The sequence below is a fragment of the Streptomyces malaysiensis subsp. samsunensis genome, assembly GCF_024519315.1.
In the GTDB taxonomy this organism is placed as follows: Bacteria; Actinomycetota; Actinomycetes; order Streptomycetales; family Streptomycetaceae; genus Streptomyces; species Streptomyces malaysiensis.
Genome location: NZ_JANIIC010000053.1, coordinates 1 through 16,868, shown reverse-complemented (window position 1 = coordinate 16,868; position 16,868 = coordinate 1). Strand labels below are relative to the sequence as shown.

General features: G+C 71.8%; 18 protein-coding genes. 6 read left to right on the top strand and 12 right to left on the bottom strand.

Annotated features, from left to right (window positions below; genetic code table 11):
* Nucleotides 1-56: 56 nt before the first annotated feature.
* The 5 genes from NQU54_RS35125 to NQU54_RS35105 form a co-directional block, all read right to left on the bottom strand.
* Entirely contained in the window at nt 57-212 is a 156-nt protein-coding gene (locus tag NQU54_RS35125) for a hypothetical protein (RefSeq protein ID WP_167459964.1), read from the bottom strand.
* Nucleotides 213-381: 169 nt separating this feature from the next.
* The gene (locus NQU54_RS35120) at nt 382-1,332 is read right to left on the bottom strand and encodes a cytochrome c oxidase assembly protein (protein ID WP_257634558.1); all 951 of its coding nucleotides are present in this window, start codon (nt 1,330-1,332) and stop codon (nt 382-384) included.
* Nucleotides 1,333-1,460: 128 nt separating this feature from the next.
* Nucleotides 1,461-2,486, bottom strand: a complete 1,026-nt coding sequence (locus NQU54_RS35115) for a 6-phosphofructokinase (RefSeq protein WP_257634557.1) — start codon at nt 2,484-2,486, stop codon at nt 1,461-1,463.
* A 166-nt stretch (nt 2,487-2,652) separates the two neighbouring features.
* Nucleotides 2,653-3,390 (bottom strand): type 1 glutamine amidotransferase, encoded by a 738-nt coding sequence (locus tag NQU54_RS35110; RefSeq protein ID WP_257634556.1) that lies wholly within the window; start codon nt 3,388-3,390, stop codon nt 2,653-2,655.
* Nucleotides 3,391-3,412: 22 nt separating this feature from the next.
* Nucleotides 3,413-4,651 carry a Mur ligase family protein gene (locus NQU54_RS35105; protein WP_167505146.1) on the bottom strand — a complete coding sequence of 413 codons (1,239 nt, stop codon included), beginning with the start codon at nt 4,649-4,651 and terminating at the stop codon, nt 3,413-3,415.
* A gap of 188 nt (nt 4,652-4,839) precedes the next feature.
* On the opposite strand from NQU54_RS35105, the gene def reads away from it, so the two are divergent.
* Nucleotides 4,840-5,406, top strand: coding sequence for a peptide deformylase (gene def / locus NQU54_RS35100; protein WP_257634555.1), 567 nt, complete (start codon nt 4,840-4,842; stop codon nt 5,404-5,406).
* An 87-nt stretch (nt 5,407-5,493) separates the two neighbouring features.
* Here def and NQU54_RS35095 read toward each other — a convergent pair whose 3' ends face one another.
* A complete protein-coding gene (locus tag NQU54_RS35095; RefSeq protein WP_069867310.1) occupies nt 5,494-6,150 on the bottom strand; it encodes a TetR/AcrR family transcriptional regulator in 657 nt (218 codons plus the stop codon).
* Nucleotides 6,151-6,342: 192 nt separating this feature from the next.
* On the opposite strand from NQU54_RS35095, the gene NQU54_RS35090 reads away from it, so the two are divergent.
* Entirely contained in the window at nt 6,343-7,569 is a 1,227-nt protein-coding gene (locus tag NQU54_RS35090) for an acyl-CoA dehydrogenase family protein (RefSeq protein ID WP_257634554.1), read from the top strand.
* 166 nt (nt 7,570-7,735) lie between these two features.
* Here the strand turns inward: NQU54_RS35090 and uppS are convergent, their stop codons facing one another.
* From uppS to NQU54_RS35065, 5 genes are all read right to left on the bottom strand, one after another.
* Nucleotides 7,736-8,554 (bottom strand): polyprenyl diphosphate synthase, encoded by an 819-nt coding sequence (gene uppS / locus NQU54_RS35085; protein ID WP_257634553.1) that lies wholly within the window; start codon nt 8,552-8,554, stop codon nt 7,736-7,738.
* Nucleotides 8,555-8,658: 104 nt separating this feature from the next.
* Nucleotides 8,659-9,471: an SAM-dependent methyltransferase gene (locus NQU54_RS35080; protein WP_257634552.1), complete on the bottom strand. Its 813-nt coding sequence runs from the start codon at nt 9,469-9,471 to the stop codon at nt 8,659-8,661.
* A gap of 66 nt (nt 9,472-9,537) precedes the next feature.
* Nucleotides 9,538-10,143, bottom strand: a complete 606-nt coding sequence (locus NQU54_RS35075) for a DEAD/DEAH box helicase family protein (RefSeq protein WP_257634551.1) — start codon at nt 10,141-10,143, stop codon at nt 9,538-9,540.
* 165 nt (nt 10,144-10,308) lie between these two features.
* On the bottom strand, nt 10,309-10,548 hold the full coding sequence (locus NQU54_RS35070) for a DUF397 domain-containing protein (RefSeq protein WP_257634550.1): 240 nt from the start codon (nt 10,546-10,548) through the stop codon (nt 10,309-10,311).
* Between the two features lies 1 nt (nt 10,549).
* The gene (locus tag NQU54_RS35065; protein WP_257634549.1) at nt 10,550-11,416 is read right to left on the bottom strand and encodes a Sco1979 family transcriptional regulator; all 867 of its coding nucleotides are present in this window, start codon (nt 11,414-11,416) and stop codon (nt 10,550-10,552) included.
* A gap of 278 nt (nt 11,417-11,694) precedes the next feature.
* Between NQU54_RS35065 and NQU54_RS35060 the strand changes: the two genes are divergently transcribed.
* Nucleotides 11,695-13,098, top strand: coding sequence for an NsdA family TPR-like regulatory protein (locus tag NQU54_RS35060; protein ID WP_257634548.1), 1,404 nt, complete (start codon nt 11,695-11,697; stop codon nt 13,096-13,098).
* Between the two features lie 348 nt (nt 13,099-13,446).
* Here the strand turns inward: NQU54_RS35060 and NQU54_RS35055 are convergent, their stop codons facing one another.
* Nucleotides 13,447-14,262, bottom strand: a complete 816-nt coding sequence (locus tag NQU54_RS35055) for an SDR family NAD(P)-dependent oxidoreductase (protein ID WP_257634606.1) — start codon at nt 14,260-14,262, stop codon at nt 13,447-13,449.
* A 574-nt stretch (nt 14,263-14,836) separates the two neighbouring features.
* Between NQU54_RS35055 and NQU54_RS35050 the strand changes: the two genes are divergently transcribed.
* The 3 genes from NQU54_RS35050 (at nt 14,837) to NQU54_RS35040 (ending at nt 16,724) form a co-directional block, all read left to right on the top strand.
* Nucleotides 14,837-15,262, top strand: a complete 426-nt coding sequence (locus tag NQU54_RS35050) for an ATP-binding protein (protein ID WP_231981185.1) — start codon at nt 14,837-14,839, stop codon at nt 15,260-15,262.
* On the top strand, nt 15,259-15,771 hold the full coding sequence (locus tag NQU54_RS35045; RefSeq protein ID WP_257634547.1) for a hypothetical protein: 513 nt from the start codon (nt 15,259-15,261) through the stop codon (nt 15,769-15,771). The genes NQU54_RS35050 and NQU54_RS35045 overlap by 4 nt, the downstream gene beginning before the upstream one ends.
* 341 nt (nt 15,772-16,112) lie before the next feature.
* A complete protein-coding gene (locus NQU54_RS35040) occupies nt 16,113-16,724 on the top strand; it encodes a TetR/AcrR family transcriptional regulator (protein WP_257634546.1) in 612 nt (203 codons plus the stop codon).
* Nucleotides 16,725-16,868 lie beyond the last annotated feature (144 nt).

Here is a 16,868-nt window from a genome sequence, read left to right as displayed (position 1 = left end):
CACGGTGGCGGCTCCGTAGGGGGGCGACTTCGCGGGGACGCCGACGGCCTCGCCGCTCAGCCCCGGGCCAGCACGACCCCCACGGTCAGCAGTCCGAGCACGACCCAGCTGAACCAGAGCCAGCCGTTGCTCCCCAGCGCCACGGTGTAGGCCGTCACCAACACCAGGCCCCCCACCGTGGCCACCGTCATCGTCTTCGCGGAACCGGGCATCCCCGACCTCCTCACGGCGGTCCTGACGCCCCTTCGCCAGGACCCGGGCCAACCCAGGGCCCCGGTCCATGGTCTCGTGGTCCGGGGCCCGGCCGCTAGCAGGCGGCCGGGCTTCGGCGGCTCAGGGTCTCAGCGGTTCCGGTCCGGGGCCGGCGGCCGCGGTCCGTCCTCAGTTGCCCCGGGACTGGAGCGAGGCCAGATAGGCGTTGTACGCCGCGAGCTCCTGGTCGCCGTCCCGGTCCGCGGTGCGGTCGATGCGCCGCGCCTGGCGCTCCTCGGACTTGTACCACTGGTGGACCAGCGCCACCAGGACGATCACCGACGGGATCTCGCTGAACGCCCAGGCGATACCGCCCGCCCAGGTCTGGTCCGACAGCGCGTCGATGCCCAGCGAGGCGGGCGGGTGCTGGTACGTCCCGACCATGGGCTCGGTCGCCATCATCAGCGCGATGCCGAAGAACGCGTGGAACGGCATGCCCGCGAACAGCTCCAGCATCCGCATCACATAGCCGGGCCGGTGCGGGCCCGGGTCCACGCCCATGATCGGCCAGAAGAAGACCAGGCCCACCGCGAGGAAGTGGACCATCATCGCGATATGCCCGGTCTTGCTTTCCATCAGGAAGTCGAAGAGCGGGGTGAAGTACAGCGCGTACAGGCTCGCGATGAACAGCGGGATCGTGAACGCCGGGTGGGTGATGACCCGCATATAGCGGCTGTGCAACAGCGCGACCAGCAGCTCCCGGGGCCCCTTGCGGCCGCGCCCGGCCGCCGGGAGGGCCCGTAGGGCCAGGGTGACCGGCGCGCCCATCAGCAGCAGGATCGGCGAGACCATGCTGATGATCATGTGCTGCACCATATGGACGCTGAACATGACCATGCCGTAGTCGTTCAGCTTGGTACACATCGCGACCACGATGGTCAGCACCCCGAGCACGAAGGAGACCACGCGCCCCACCGGCCAGGCGTCGCCGCGCCGCCACAGCCGGATGGCGCCCCAGCCGTAAAGACCGAGCGCCAGCACACAGCCGACCAGGAAGAACGGATCGCCGCCGAACTCCAGCCCGCGCGACAGCGTGAACGGCGGCAGATCCATCATCATGCCGTGCCCGCCGTGATCCATCCGGTGCTCCTCTTTCAGCGCCTCAACCGGCGCCGCTCTCGCGGACCTGGTTGCTCGCCGTAAGGGGTGCGCAAGTGATGGCCGATGGCCGGGCCCGCGAAGTCGGCATTAACCGGCTTGTGTCGGCACTACAGTACGCACTCGGCCTCGGCATACCGTTCGGCGGGGACCGTCTTCAGCCGCTCCACGGCCGCCGAGAGCGGCACCAGGCCGATGTCCGTGCCGCGCAGGGCCGTGATCGTGCCGAATTCACCGCGGTGGACCGCCTCGACCGCATGCCAGCCGAAGCGCGTGGCCAGCACCCTGTCGTACGCCGTCGGGGTGCCACCGCGCTGCACATGGCCCAGGATGACCGCCCGCGCCTCCTTGCCGAGCCGCCGCTCCAGCTCGACCGAGAGGTGGTGGGCGATGCCCGCGAAGCGCTCATGGCCGTAGACGTCCTTGCCGCCGGCCTCGTAGTCCATCGTGCCCTCGCGTGGCTTGGCGCCCTCCGCCACCACCACGATCGCGAACTTCTTGCCCGCCTCGAACCGTTCCCCGACGGTCCTGGCGAGTTCCTCGATGTCGAACGGGCGCTCCGGGACGACGATCGCGTGAGCGCCCGCGGCCATGCCCGAGTGCAGCGCGATCCAGCCGGTGTGCCGCCCCATGACCTCGACGATCAGCACCCGCTGATGGGACTCCGCGGTGGTCTTGAGCCGGTCAAGGGCCTCGGTGGCGACCCCGACCGCGGTGTCGAAGCCGAAGGTCACATCGGTCGAGGCGATGTCGTTGTCGATGGTCTTCGGCACGCCGACGATCGGCAGCCCGGCGTCCGAGAGCAGCCGGGCGGCCTTGAGCGTGCCCTCACCGCCGATGGCGATGACCGCGTCCAGGCCGAGCTCCGCCACATGCCCCTTGGCCCGCTCCACACCGTCCCGCAGATGCTCGGGGCGCACCCGGGTGGAGCCGAGGATGGTGCCGCCGAGGGCCAGGATGCCGCTCACGGCGTCCAGGTCCAGCTTGCGGTAGTCGCACTCCAGCAGGCCCTTCCAGCCGTCCTGGAAGCCGATCACCTCATCGCCGTGATCGACGGTGGCCCGGTGGACGACTGACCTGATGACCGCGTTCAGGCCGGGGCAGTCGCCGCCGGATGTGAGCACACCAATGCGCATGGCACGCATACCTCTGTCTGCGATGGGGGCCGACGGCCGGACCGCGTCGTCCGGCGGGACCCCGCCACCCTACAAGCGGCCGGGCGGCGGGGGCGCGGTGATCGGCCGGATGTCCGCCATGCGGGCACTCTCGGCCTGGGCTGCGCTCGGGCGAGCGGGTGGCGGCTCAGGCGGGCTGGGTGGCCGCCGCGATCCGCTCGTTGCGCAGCGCCTCGTACCACTGGTCGTCGACCGGCGGCAGCGCGTTCACATCGAGGGCCAGCTTCAGCAGGTGGTCCGCGATATGCGGGTTGCGGGCCATCACCGGGCCGTGCATGTACGTCCCGAAGACGGTGTCGTGGTACGCGCCCTCGAAGCCGTCGCCCGAGCCGTTGCCGTTGCCGAACCGGACCCTGGCGAAGGGGCGGGCGGTCGGGCCGAGGTGGGTGACGCCCTGGTGGTTCTCGAAGCCGGTCAGCGGGGGCAGCCCGAGCCGCTCGTCGATGTCGGCCAGCACGTCCCCGACGCACCGGGCGCCCTCGCCGCGGGTGCTGACCACGTCCAGCAGCCCCAGGCCCTGCTGGCGCTGCCCGAGGTCGTTGATGAACTCATGGCCGAGGATCTGGTACCCGGCGCACACCGAGAAGACGATCGCCCCGTTGGACACCGCCCGGTTCAGCCCGCCGTCCCGGATCAGCCGCTCGGCGGCCAGCCGCTGCGGGCGGTCCTCGCCGCCGCCGACCAGGTAGATGTCCCCGGAGGTGGGGATCTGCTGGTCGGAGCGGACGTCCAGCCGGGAGACCTCCAGCCGGCGCTGACGCGCCCGGCGCTCCACCACCAGGACGTTGCCCTGGTCGCCGTACGTGCTCAGCAGGTCGGGGTAGACCCACACCACACGCAGGCCGTTCTGGCTCGTGCTACGCATCTTCGTGCCTCTCGTACGGGGGTCAGTTGCCGACCCGGCGGCGCAGGTCCTGGAACGCGGTGTAGTTGGCGATCACCTCGATGCGGCCGGGCGGCGAGATCCGCACCGCCTCGTCCACATCCGCGCAGACCCGGAAGTCCAGCCCGGCGACCTCCAGGCGCACCGCGAGGTCCAGCTTGCGGTCGCCGATCACGCAGATCGGGTGCCCGGCGAGCCGGGTGTAGTCCACGTCCCACAGCCAGGAGGTGTCGGTGCCGTCGGCGCCGCGCGCGTTCACCGAGAGGATCACCGGGGTGGGCGGCGGGTCGATCAGCGAGAAGGTCTCCAGCCAGCCGGCCGGGTTCTTCGCCAGCAGCAGCCGCATCTGGCGCTCCTGGAAGGTGACCACGTCATAGCGGCCCGCGACGGCCTGGACCTGGTACATCCGCTCCAGCGCGACCTGCGGGGGCACCCCGAAGGTGGCGGCGACGGCGGCCGAGGTGGCCGCGTTGGCCTTGTTGGCACGGCCGGGGAGCTGGAGGTGGATCGGCCAGGCCGCGCCGTGCGGATCGAGGACGTAGTCGCCGTTCAGCGCCCAGCTGGGGATCGGACGGCGGAAACCGCACTCCGCGCAGACCCAGTCGTCGCCCGGGCGCTGGAGCACACCGCCGCAGGACGGGCAGGACCAGGCGTCGTCCTTCCACTCCTGCCCGGCGGCGACCCAGACCACATTCGGGCTGGAGGAGGCGGCCCAGACGATCAGCGGGTCGTCCGCGTTGGCGATCACGACCGCCTTGGAGCCGGTCAGGCCCTCGCGCCACTTCTCGGCGAGCATCCGGGTCTCGGCGGCGCGGTCGAGCTGGTCACGGGAGAGGTTGAGGAGCGCGATCGCCTTGGGTTCGGTGTCGCGCGCCACACCGGCGAGATACTTCTCGTCGACCTCGATCACGCCGTAGCGCGCGTCGGAGCCACCGGCCAGGGCCGAGGTGATACCGGCCGGCATATTGGCGCCCAGTGCGTTGGAGACCACCGGGCCGGCCGCCCGCAGCGCCTCGGCGATCAGCCGGGTGGTCGTGGTCTTGCCGTTGGTCGCCGACACCAGGATGACGTCCAGGTGCTGCGCCAGCCTGCCCAGCAGATCGGGGTCGAGCCGCAGGGCCACCTTGCCGCCGATCACCGATCCACTGCCGCGGCCCGCGGCCCGCGACACCGCCGCCGCGGCCTTGCCCGCCGTCACGGCCAGCTTGGCCCGCGGTGACAGCGGCTCCGAGTTGCCTGACATCGTCTTCTCGATCCTCCTCGCATACCGGCGCCGCTTCCTGCCCCCCCGAGGCGCCGGTGGTATGCCCCCTCCGCGCCGCATCGCCAGCCGGGAGGCCACGGTCGGGGAGAAGCCTATCGAGATCCGGCGGCTGTCCCGAATCCCCGTCACCCGCAGGACACTCCCCGGGCCCCGTAGGCTTGGCTGCCATGCGACATGGCGTGATCCCGGGCAGCCGCGGAGCGGTGCGGCCCATGCGGCTCCTCGGCGATCCGGCGCTGCGCGCGCGGTGCGAGGAGGTCACCGCGTTCGACGCCGAGCTGGCCCGGCTGATCGAGGACATGTACGCCACGATGTACGCGGCGCACGGGGTGGGGCTCGCCGCCAATCAGATCGGTGTGGGACTGCGGGTCTTCGTCTTCGACTGCCCGGACGACGAGGACCACCGTCATCTGGGGCATGTGGTCAACCCCCGGCTGGCCGCGGCCGACGGGGTGACGGTGCGCGGGCCGGAGGGCTGTCTGTCGCTGCCGGGCATCGAGGCGGGCACCCCGCGCTACGACCGTGCGGTGATCGAGGGCATGACGATGGCCGGGAAGCCGGTGCGGATCGAGGGCACGGGCTTCTTCGCGCGCTGTCTCCAGCACGAGTACGACCACCTGGACGGCGGGCTGTTCATCGACCGGCTCACCGGGCTGCGGCGGCGCAGGGCGCTGCGGGCGGTCCGCCGCGCCCCCTGGGGGGCGTCCGGCGGCGCCGAGGCGATGGGGGCGTAGCGGCGTCCACCGGGTGTCGGCGGGTGTCTCCCGTGGGCTTCGGCTCTTGGCCCCGGGGTCTGGGCTCCGCCTCTGGAGCCCGGGGTCTCAGAAGCCCGGTGCGCCGACCCGGTCGTCCGCCAGGGACAGCCGTCCCCACAGCAGATCGGTGAGATGGTGCACCAACTGGCCGCGTGCGCACGGGCGGTCGCGCAGCCACCAGTCACCGGCCCCGTGCATCATGCCGACGATCCCGTGGCCCCAGACCCGGGCCACCTCGTCGCCGCCGGGGCCCAGCTCCAGCCGTTCGGCGATCACCGTGGCGAGCTCCTCGCCGAGCCGGCGCAGCAGTGGGGCGGAGTGCTGGCCGACGTCGAAGCCCTGCTCCGGCTCCGGCTGGCCGTTGTCGGCCGGGTGCATCAGGAAGCGGTACACCTGGGGCCGCGCCTCGATCGCCGCCAGATAGGTGTCCAGCGTGGCCTCCACGCGCTGCCTGCGGTTCTCGGCGGGCGCGTCCAGGGCCGCGCGCAGCGAGGCGAGCAGGGCGTCGGTGTGGCGCTTGGCGAGCGCGCGGTACAGGCCGCCCTTGTCGCCGAAGTGACGGTAGAGAATGGGCTTGGTGATGCCCGCTTCGGCCGCGATGGCGTTCATCGAGGCTTCGGGCCCGTCGCGCAGCACCACCCGGTCCGCGGCCTCCAGCAACTCCTTGCGCCTGCGCCGGGCGGTCTGCCGCTGGTCGTCCCGCTGGCTGGTCCCGGTCTGCATAAGGTGCCTCCCCGCCCCCGATGTCGTACTCGCGCCTTCGCGCCTCCGCGTTTCCCGGCGCGATCGCGCTCCGCGCTCTGCGCAACGTAACACCCGCGGGGGAGCGGGGTCCGTGTGGCCGGGAGAGTTGACATCGCCTACTCGGCGGTAACAGACTGCCGTTACCGCAGGTAATAAGCACGTGGAGGGGTCATGGCGGAGTTCTCGTTCGAGCTGGACGACGATCAGAAGGCGGTGCGCGACTGGATCCACGGCTTCGCCGCGGACGTCATCCGCCCGGCCGCCGCCGAATGGGACGAGCGCGAGGAGACCCCCTGGCCGATTATCCAGGAGGCCGCCAAGATCGGCCTGTACTCCCTGGACTTCTACGCCCAGCAGTACTTCGACCCCACCGGCCTCGGCATCCCCATGACCATGGAGGAGCTGTTCTGGGGCGACGCGGGCATCGCGCTGTCCATCGTGGGCACCGGCCTCGCCGCCGTCGGCGTCCTCGCCAACGGCACCGAGGAGCAGATCGGCACCTGGATCCCGCAGATGTACGGCGACGCGGCCGATGTGAAGGTCGCCGCCTTCTGCTCCTCCGAGCCCGACGCGGGCTCCGACGTCGGCTCGATGCGCACCCGCGCCGTCTACGACGAGGCCAAGGACGAATGGGTCCTGGACGGCACCAAGACCTGGGCCACCAACGGCGGTATCGCAGGCGTCCATGTGGTGGTCGCGGTCGTCGACCCCGAACTCGGCTCCAAGGGCCACGCGTCGTTCATCATCCCGCCGGGCACCCCCGGTCTCTCCCAGGGCCAGAAGTTCAAGAAGCACGGCATCCGCGCCTCGCACACCGCCGAGGTGGTCCTCGACAACGTACGGGTGCCCGGCAGCTGTCTGCTCGGGGGCAAGGAGAAGCTGGACGAACGGCTCGCGCGCGCCCGGGAGCGGGCCAAGTCGGGCGGTGAGCGGCTGAAGAACGCCGCCATGGCCACCTTCGAGGCGTCCCGCCCGGCCGTCGGCGCCATGGCGGTCGGCACCGCTCGCGCCGCGTACGAGGTCGCGCTCGACTACGCCAAGACCCGGGAGCAGTTCGGCCGTCCCATCATCGACAACCAGGGCGTCGCCTTCCAGCTCGCCGATATGCGCACGCGGATCGACGCCGCGCGCCTGATGGTGTGGCGCGCGTCATGGATGGCGGTGAACGGCAGGCCCTTCGAGTCGGCCGAGGGCTCCATGTCCAAGCTGTTCGCCAGCGAGACCGCCAAGCAGGTCACCGCCCAGGCGGTGCAGATCCTCGGCGGCAACGGCTTCACCCGTGAGTACCCGGTCGAGCGGATGCACCGCGACGCCGCGATCTACACCATCTTCGAGGGCACCAGCGAGATCCAGCGCCTGGTCATCGCCCGCACCCTCTCCGGCGTCCAGATCCGCTGAGCGCTCCGCTGGAAGTGTCGCGATGCGTCGTCGGCCGACTGCGGCACCGTCGTGGCTGGTCGCGCCCACGCGGCGGAGCCGCACATCGACACAGTCCCGCGCCCCTTCGGGGCGCTGCCCGAACCGTAGCGGACTTCCGCTGACCTGCTTAGGAGCGGCGGGCGCGTCAGACGGGGCCGACGCCCGCGCCGAAGCGCCGTTTACGGGTGGCAAACGCGGCCAGCAGCGCGCGGAGCTCCTCACCGGTGAAGTCGGGCCACAAGGTGTCCACGAAGAAGAGCTCCGCGTAGGCCGCCCGCCAGAGCATGAAGTTGGAGATGCGCTGCTCCCCGGAGGTGCGCACCAGCATGTCGATGTCCGGCAGATCGGCATGCGGCAGATGGCGGGTGAACAGGGCCTCGTCGATGAGCCCGGGGTCCAGCGCGCCGTCCACCGAGGCGCGGGCCAGGGAGGTGGCGACGCGGGCGATCTCCTCCCGGCCGCCGTGGTTGAAGCAGAAGGCCAGCGTCATGGCGCGGTTGTGGCACGTCTCGTCCTCCGCGCGGCGCAGCGCGGCCAGGGTGGCCCGGGGGAGCCGGGCCTCCGAGCCCAGCCAGCGCAGCCGCACCCCCCGCTCGCCGTAGCCCCGGAAGACGTCCGCCAGCTGGGCGGTGAGCCGCATCAGGGCGGCCACCTCACCGCGCGGGCGGTTCCAGTTCTCGGTGGAGAAGAAGAACAGCGACAGATGTTCGATGCCCTCCTCCAGGGCCGTGTCCACCACCCGCGGCAGCGCCAGCACCCCCGCCTGATGGCCGCGGGTGCGGGAGAGACCGCGCAGGGCGGCCCAGCGGCCGTTGCCGTCCATGATGATGGCCAGGTGCCGCGGCCGCCCCGGCGTCCCGTCCTGGGGGCCGCGGCGCTGTCGTACGACGGCGGGCGCCGCGGCCACCGACGCCCGCAGCAGCCGCTTGACGGAGGGCACTCTCCAGGCCCCGACCTCGAACACCCGCGCGTCCCTCCGCCTCGCTTCCCGGCGCCGTGTCTGACGACGCGACGGGGGCGGGGGTTACCTCCCCGGTGGCCGAACCATTCGTTTGGTCGTCACCGCCGTCACGGCTTGCGCGCCACGCCCCCGTGGACATCGGTGGTCTCGATGTCCGTCTCGGAGGGGGCCGGACGCCACAGCGGACACGACACGATACCGGGCTCGATCAGCTCCAGACCCTCGTAGAAGCGGCTGACCTGCTCCACACTGCGCAGCACGTACGGAACGGCGCCGGTGTCGTCGTAGCCCTGCTGCGCCTGCTTGAGCGCCTGGTCGGTGTCGGTGCTGTCGTAGTGCACGAAGTAGCTGCCGGACGGCAGCGCGGCCTGGAGCCGCCGCACGATCGACACCGCCTCGTCGTAGTTCTGGATGTGGCCGAGGATGCCCATCAGCATCAGGGCGATGGGCCGGTCGAAGTCGAGCGTCTTCGCCGCGGCCTCCAGGATCCGCTCGGGCTCGTGCAGATCGGCGTCGATGTAGTCGGTGACCCCCTCGCGGGTGCTGGTGAGCAGCGCCTGGGCGTGCCGGAGCACCAGGGGGTCGTTGTCCACGTAGACGATGCGGGCCTCGGGCGCCACCCGCTGGGCGACCTGGTGGGTGTTGTCGTAGGTGGGCAGCCCGGTGCCGATGTCCAGGAACTGCCGGATCCCGCATTCGCCCGCCACATGGGTGACGGAGCGGATGAGGTAGGCGCGCGAGGCGCGGGCCATGGTCTCGATGTTCGGGGCGACCTCGCGGTACTCGTCACCGGCGATCCGGTCGACCTCGTAGTTGTCCTTGCCCCCCATCCAGTAGTTCCAGATCCGGGCCGAATGCGGCACCGTGGTGTCGATCTTGGTCGGGGGCTGCTGGTCCGGGGTGGACGAGCGGTCTGTCATAGCGCCTGTCTCCTGCCGTGCGTATGCGGTTCGCGGGGCACCGACTCGGCTCCGGTGCCGGGTGGTTCAGCGATGCTGGGCACAGTGCGGCACGGGGGAGCGGATACGCGGAAGGGGCCGGGCGAACGAGGCCACCGGGGGCTCGGGCGCGGCCTCGTCGCGGCCCGGACCGGGATCCGGGCCGCCGCCGGGGGCCGGCTGCTCCTCGACGGTGAGGACCGGGGCGTGCTCGGCGAGGGTGGAGAAGGCGTGGTCATAGCCGGTCACCGCGGCGTCGATCTCCGCGAGGTCCGCCGCCGAGGCGCCGCGCGCGGCCAGCCGGACCTCCAGCACCTGAACCGGGGCCGTCACATGGACGAAGGCGCCGTCGCGCTCGGCCACCGCCTCGGCGAAGTCGAACGCCTGGATCCAGGTCACCCGGGAGTGGCCGCGGCGCAGCGGTCCGTAGACGAGCTCGCCGACCAGCCCGGCGTCCACCGCGAGCGCACCGTCGAGCTGGAGGAGTTCGCGGTACGGCCGCACCGGGTCCAGATGGGGGAGGTCGGGGGAGGCGCGGGTGACCGTGTAGCCGTGCCGGCGGGCGAGTCCGGTCAGCAGCGCGTCCCTGCCGACTCCGTCGCAGCCCTCGACGATCAGTGTGCGGTGCTGTGCCACCGCATGGTCGAGGTTCATTCCGGCATCCCGTCGGTCCCATGGCTCTGCAAGGGGGGACGACACCGCCGCCCGCCACGGCATATTCAGTGTGCGTGGCGGGACGGCGGGGACGGGAGTGCGATGCGGGGTTGTGCGGTTGTGCGGGCGTAGTGGTTTTCGGGGGACCGGCCGTGTGCGGCCGCTTTACGCGATGAGGAAGTCCGCTTTGCCGGCCTTCGCCGCGTCCAGGAAGGACGCCATCTCCGCGCGGGTGTATATCAGCGCGGGCCCGGCCGGATCGGTGGACTGGCGCAGGGCGACCCGGCCGTCCGGCAGTCGCTTGGCCTCGACGCAGGTGCCGCCGTTGGACCCGCTCCAGGGCTTCTCCCAGCCCTCCGTGCCCAGGTCCGTGGCCGGCATTCCGCTGTAGACGGGCTCGTGCATCTCAGTTCTCCTTACGCAGTTCGGCCAGGATGGTGCTGGAGTCGCCGATCGGCTCGGCCTGGACCGCCATCCGGTCCAGGACCTCGAGATAGGCGACGACTTCGGCCGGCTTGTCCACATAGACCGCGCCGGTGAGGCTCTCGGTGTAGACGACGTCCGGCAGTTCGGAGAATCCGAAGCGGAAGTAGTGGAAGGGGCCGAAGGCCCCGGGGTGCGGCCCCGCCGCGAACCGCATGATCTGGAGCCTGACCTTGGGAATCTCCAAGGTGCCGATCAGGTGGTCGATCTGGTCGCGCATCACCCGCGAGCCGCCCACCGGGCGGTGCAGCACCGTCTCGTCGAGGATGGCCCAGATGGTCGGCGCGTCCGGCTTGGTGAGCAGGCTCTGGCGCTGTACACGCAGCGCGATCCGGCGCTCCAGCTCCTCCTCGGTGTCATGGGGGAAGCCCATGCGTAGCACCGCTTGAGCGTAGTCCTCCGTCTGGAGCAGACCGGGGACGTAGTGGGGCTCGTACGCGCGAATGACGGTGGCCTCACTTTCGAGGCTTACGTAAGCACTGAACCAGTCCGGAAGCACATCGCGGAACTGATGCCACCAGCCCGGCTGGTTCGCCTCACGCGCCAGGGCGAGGAAATCCTCCATCTCCGGGCCGCGGACGCCGTAGTTCCGCAGCAACTCCTTCAGATAAGGAATCTTGAGGCCGACTTCCGCCTTTTCCATCCTGCGCACGGTCAACGGGGTGACCTCGATGGCTTTCGCGGCTTCCTCGAACGACACCTTCGCCCGCTCGCGCAGACGCCGCAGTCGCTTGCCGAGAACTCTGCGCAAAACAGTGGGGGCGGCGCCGGCCGGCCGTGCCTCGCTCACGTCCCGCCTCCCGTAGGAATGGCTGTCATATGCCTGCACAGTGTGCCACGCGATGGATGACACTGACAGAGCGAGCGGATCGCTCTGAAATTATCAGAACGAAGGTTGCGGGGTGATGGCCTCACCACGCATAGTGAGCACGTGACCCATCTCACCCTCTATGGCGAGGGCTCCCAACCACCTTTGTCCACAACGTCGTTGACGCCCCGGGCCGACCGGTCGGCATCGATCGACGGGGATCCCGCAGACCGCCGTGGCTACACACAGGGACGGTCACGGTGACGCATCACGCACAGCTGGTAACCGGGCGCCAAGGCGCCGCGGCCAACGCCGCGTTGGCCGCCGCCCTGAAGGAATCCGGGTGCTCCTACGCCTCATTGGCCCTGCGCGTCAATGAACTGGGCCGTAGGCAGGGACGCGAGTCGAACTACGACAAGGCGTCCGTCACCCGCTGGCTGCAAGGCGGACAGCCGCGCGGCACCACGCCGGAGCTGATCGCCGCCGTGCTCTCCCACCGGCTCGGCAGGCCCGTGGCCCCCGCCGAGCTGGGGTTCATCTCCGACCGACAGCGCCCGGTCGTCGCCCGGGCGCTGGCCTACCGGGAGGACGTAAGCGAAACCTTGCACACGCTCGCCGAACTCGGCTCCACCGACATATCCCGCCGCAGCCTGCTGGGTGCGGTGCCCTTCGTCGCCGGCGCGCTGGTGACCCCGCAGCGCGAATGGCTGCTGTGGCTGGTCGAGAACCAGGACACCGCCCGGCTCGCACCCGCGGCCGAAGGCGGCCGCGTCGAACAGGTCCACGCGGCGATCAACATGTTCGACGAGATGGACAATCGCTTCGGCGGCGGCCAGGTCCGCGCCAGCATCGTGCTCTATCTGTCGACCGAGGTCGTCCCCATGCTCCAGCAGCGCGGCGCGCCTCCGCAGGAGCGGCGCCAGCTGTTCACCGCCGCGGCCAAGCTGGCCGCGATGGCCGGCTGGAGCAGCTATGACAACGCCGAATACGGCTTGGCCCAGCGCTATATGACCCAGGCGCTGCGGCTGTGCGCCGAGGGCGGCGACCGGGTCCTGGGCGGTCAGATCCTGGCCGGCCTGTCCCATCTGGCGACCAACCTGGGCCAGCCCGAGGCGGGGGTCGAGTTGGCCCGGGTCGGTGTCGCCACGGCCAAGCACGCCGGAAGCCCGCTGGGCCTGATGCGGTTGCACGCCATGGCCGCCCGTGGCTACGCCGCACTGGACCAGCCCCGGGAGGTGTCCAAGTCGCTGCGCGCGGCCGACGCCCAGCTGGAGAAGAGCCAGGGCCCCGAGCAGGAGTCGCCCTGGGTGCGCTTCCTGGACCACCACTATCTGGCGGCGGAGGCGGCGCTGTGCTTCCGCGACCTCGGCAACGCCTCCGACGCCGAGGCCGCCGCCGCCGAATCCGTGCGCGCCAACGCCGATCGGCGTCGGCGCCAGGCCATCAGCAGATCCGTGCTGGCCACGGCGCATCTCCAGCAGAACCGGCTGGACGAGGCCATCGGCACCGCGAGCGAGGCGCTGGACACGCTCAGCGGGGTGCACAGCGAGCGCTCGATCCAGGCGCTGCGCGACTTCCGCACCCGGCTGCGGCCGCACCGCGGGGAGCCCATGGTCCGGGAGTTCGAGCAGCGCTCCCGGACCGTGCTCGGCGTGGCCGCCTGAGGCTCCGGGCCCCGGGGCTCCGCCCCGCCCGGTGCCCCGGGCCTGTCGTCACATTCCTGTCTGCCCCGCGGCGTCTGGCACGCTCCCCCCACTGCCTCAAGGGCGTGGGAGGTGCCCCCTCTCGCCGCGCCGGGCGAAAGCCCAAGTACGTCCAGTACGAGGACTTCCGCCCGGCACGCCGAGAGCACGCTCCCCCAGCTACCGCTGGGAGGTGCCTCCCGACGCCGCGGGGCCGCTCTTCGGGCGACGACGGGAAGATGACGACAGGCCCTCGGCGACTTCCCGGCCGCTCCGCGCGAGCGGCCGGGGAGGTGTCCGGAGCGCCTCCGCTCGGGGGAGCGCCGGGGGTCAATAGCCTCCCGGCGTGGGGGCGTTCTGGGCTCGGTCCACGGGCAGATGCGCACCGGAGACCCCGCTCGAGGCGTCCGACAGCAGAAACGCCACGACCTGGGCGACCTCCCACGGGGTGACCAGTTCACCGCGTGGCAGCTCGGCCATGAACCGGGCGTACGCCTCGGGCTCTTCGGTGCGCATCCGGTCCCACCGCTTCCCGGGGATCAGCATGGACCCCGGGGAGACGGCGTTCACCCGGATCCCGTCCGGGCCCAGCTCACGGGCGAGTGCGGCCGCCAGATGGATCTGGGCCGCCTTGGCCGCCCCGTACTGGGCCTGGGGGCCCGGCTTCCAGCCGGAGATGGAGGCGATCACCACCACGGAGCCGCCGCCCGCGCCGCGCAGATGCGGCACCGCGGCCTTCACCAGCCGTGCCGTATGACCGACGTTCATCTCCCAGGTCAGCGACCAGTCCCGGGCGCTGGCCTCCTCGATGCCGCGGCCGCGGGCGCCACCGGCGCAGGCCACTACGCCGTCAAGACCGCTGAAACGTTCCGCCGCGGCATCGACGAACTCCTCGAGCAGCTCGGGCTCGGTGACATCCAGCGCGCGGGTGAACGGCTCCCCGTGTCCTCCGGCGCTCAGGGACGCCGTGAGCGACCGCAGATCCTCAGGTGTCCGCGCACACGTGGCCAACCGCGCCCCGCCGGCGGCCAGGAGCCGTACGATCTGTTCACCCAGCCCCCGGGAGCCCCCGGTCACCAGGACCCGTTTGCCGTCCACACCGGAGCCTTCCCCCGGGCGGAGCCGCCCCTCGCGGCCGTCGCTCACGCTTGCCACGTCCGGACCGTACAGCCCGAACCACTACGCCCGTACAACCGGACAACCCCCATGCCCTCTCGCCCACCGGCCGGTCCAACCGTTTGTCTACATGAACGGCGACCGATGGCGCTTTGCGCTGCCTTCGAAGGAGGAACCATGCCGGTATCCGGCACTCACCGCGACCGGGCCGTCTCCGTCCGTGGCAGCTGGTCCAGGCGGGTCGGGTGGGGCGTGCGCACCACCTGTCACCAGCTCAGATGTCACGCCGTCGGTCGCCAGAATGCGCTTACCCGCTCACCGGAACATCAATCACTCCATGTGCCCGTATGCCACCCGGGCCCCCAGACCGACGAGGACCGTGAGGACCGACACCGTGAGCCGATCCTTTCCAGGACTGTCGCACCGGCCGGCGTCGGCCGATGAGGAAGGCGAGACGACGGCCATCAGCCGTGGTGTCGCGGTCTCCACGGACCGCCCGCGAACCGCTGCGGTTACCGGGCCGGTCGCCGTGCCGAGAACCGCTCCGGTTACCGGCCCGGCGGCCGCGGCGATCCCCGTCCCTCGCTCCGGAGGGGAGAGTACGGTGATCCCGCTGGACACCCGCCGGCTCTTCCGGGCGGAGTTCCCCGCCCTGCCCGACCGCGCCGCCGCGGTGCGCCGGATGGTCGCCGGGCATCTGCGCGACTGGCGGCTCGGGGCGATGGTGGACCATGTCGTCCTGGCCACCAACGAGTTGTTCGCCAACGCCGTGGAGCACGGCAGCTCCGGCCCCGCCGACACCGTCACCATCACCGTCTCGCTGGAACGCTTCGGCCGTGAGCTGCGCGTGGAAGTGGCCGACGGCTCACCCGTGGTCCCGGTCGCCCGCAAACCGGAGCCGACCGAGGAGTCCGGACGGGGGCTGGCCATCGTCGATGACCTGGCGGCCGACTGGGGCACCGAGCCGCCCGACCCCGGAGCGCGGGGCAAGAAGGTGTGGTTCACCCTGCCGCTGGTGGCCACCTCATGAACGCGGGGGCGCGCGGTGACCGCAGGATGCGGGTCACCGTGGAGACCGACGCGGCCGAATGGCTGCTGGCCGCGAGCGAGGACCCCGGGCGGGTGCGGCTCCAGTGGGCCAGCGGCACCGGCCTCGCCGATCTGCCGGTGGGCCCGGTCTTCGACCTGGTGCGGATGTGCGACGACATCGGCTCCGCGGTGATCCAGGCACTTCAGCGGCGTGACGCGGCGGGACCGGTGATGCTCGCCACCGCCAGCCATGTGCACTCCTTCCTCGTACCGCCCGGATCCGCGGCCGAGTGGAAGGGCTGGCTGGCCGGGACGGCGTACGCCCGCCGTCGCACGGTGGCCGCGGCGGGGCCGGGCCGGGTGCTGCGCTGCCCCAGGCCCGGCTGTGTCCGGCAGGGCCATGTCTGGCTGATCCGGCCCGGCGGCCCCCTCATCGACAGCCGCACCCTGCGCGCCGCCCTGGAGGAGGCCATCGACCGCCCCGGCCTCCCGGACGCGCTGTTCCGCTGACCGCTGTCGGCGGGTCCCGGCCCCCGTGCCACTCCCGTGACGTCGGCATGGGACGCCGTGGGCCCGCGACGTCCGATGCCGGGCACCTCCGGTGGTGGCCGGGGCGCCGTGCCGGCGTCGCGGGCCCATGGGGATCCGCCGGGCTCAGCCGGCGGGCTCCGGGGTGAAGGCGTCCCGGTCATGTCGTGGCCGAGCAACAGCTCCTTGGCCCGCTCGAACACCTTGACGCGGTCGTCCATGACGTACTTCCTTCTCACGGCGAATGGACGGGACGGTACCGTCCCGTCCGTACACCATAGAACGAGACGGTACCGTCCCGTCCATCTGCTAATCTCGGAGCCATGTCGGAGCCCACCCGGCGCCCCCCGAGCGGCGCCGCCACCCTGCGCGCGGACAAGACCGCCGCCATCGCCGAGGCCGTCCTGGACGAGCTCGCCGAGCACGGATACGGCCGGCTGTCGATGGAGGCGGTGGCCAAGCGGGCCGGGGTGGGCAAGAGCGCGCTCTACCGGCGGTGGCCCTCCAAGCAGCGGATGGTCATCGCGGTCGTGTCCGAGCCGACCGTCGCCCTGGCCGATCCGCCCGACACCGGATCCCTGCGCGGCGATGTGCTGGCCGCGCTGCACGCGGTCGCCGACTGGCTGACCCATCCGCGGTTCTCGCGGATCCTGCCGGACCTGATCGCCGAGGCGCAGCGGGACGATGAGCTGCGCCGGGCCCTCGCCCTCCGCATCGGCGAGCCGCGGCGCGCCCGCATGATCGGCGTGCTGGACCGGGCGGTCGAGCGCGGTGAGCTGCCACCGGACCTCGACCGGGAGCTGGCGCTCGATCTGCTCGGCGGGCTGGTCTACTGGCGCGTCTCGGCCCGTGGGGCGGCCCTGGAGCCGGGCTACTTCGAGCGCGCCGCCGATATGGCGCTGCGGGCCCTGGACGCCCGGCCGCGCCGGGCCTGATGGCCTGACGGCCGGGGCGAGGCGGGACCGGCGGCCTCCTCGGCGGGGCGGTTTCCGCGGCGGGTTGCGTTTCCGGCGGGGGCGTTTTCCCGGTGGGGTGCCCCCGCCGCGGGCGGTGGGGGGGGGGAAGGCGGGCGCCGCGGG

What these genes read in the sequence shown, in the direction of transcription:
- NQU54_RS35125 (WP_167459964.1), bottom strand. Translation starts at nt 212, where the DNA reads ATGCCCGGTTCCGCGAAGACGATGACGGTGGCCACGGTGGGGGGCCTG.
- NQU54_RS35120 (WP_257634558.1), bottom strand. Translation starts at nt 1,332, where the DNA reads ATGGATCACGGCGGGCACGGCATGATGATGGATCTGCCGCCGTTCACG.
- NQU54_RS35115 (WP_257634557.1), bottom strand. Translation starts at nt 2,486, where the DNA reads ATGCGCATTGGTGTGCTCACATCCGGCGGCGACTGCCCCGGCCTGAAC.
- NQU54_RS35110 (WP_257634556.1), bottom strand. Translation starts at nt 3,390, where the DNA reads ATGCGTAGCACGAGCCAGAACGGCCTGCGTGTGGTGTGGGTCTACCCC.
- NQU54_RS35105 (WP_167505146.1), bottom strand. Translation starts at nt 4,651, where the DNA reads ATGTCAGGCAACTCGGAGCCGCTGTCACCGCGGGCCAAGCTGGCCGTG.
- def (WP_257634555.1), top strand. Translation starts at nt 4,840, where the DNA reads ATGCGACATGGCGTGATCCCGGGCAGCCGCGGAGCGGTGCGGCCCATG.
- NQU54_RS35095 (WP_069867310.1), bottom strand. Translation starts at nt 6,150, where the DNA reads ATGCAGACCGGGACCAGCCAGCGGGACGACCAGCGGCAGACCGCCCGG.
- NQU54_RS35090 (WP_257634554.1), top strand. Translation starts at nt 6,343, where the DNA reads ATGGCGGAGTTCTCGTTCGAGCTGGACGACGATCAGAAGGCGGTGCGC.
- NQU54_RS35080 (WP_257634552.1), bottom strand. Translation starts at nt 9,471, where the DNA reads ATGACAGACCGCTCGTCCACCCCGGACCAGCAGCCCCCGACCAAGATC.
- NQU54_RS35075 (WP_257634551.1), bottom strand. Translation starts at nt 10,143, where the DNA reads ATGAACCTCGACCATGCGGTGGCACAGCACCGCACACTGATCGTCGAG.
- NQU54_RS35070 (WP_257634550.1), bottom strand. Translation starts at nt 10,548, where the DNA reads ATGCACGAGCCCGTCTACAGCGGAATGCCGGCCACGGACCTGGGCACG.
- NQU54_RS35045 (WP_257634547.1), top strand. Translation starts at nt 15,259, where the DNA reads ATGAACGCGGGGGCGCGCGGTGACCGCAGGATGCGGGTCACCGTGGAG.
- NQU54_RS35040 (WP_257634546.1), top strand. Translation starts at nt 16,113, where the DNA reads ATGTCGGAGCCCACCCGGCGCCCCCCGAGCGGCGCCGCCACCCTGCGC.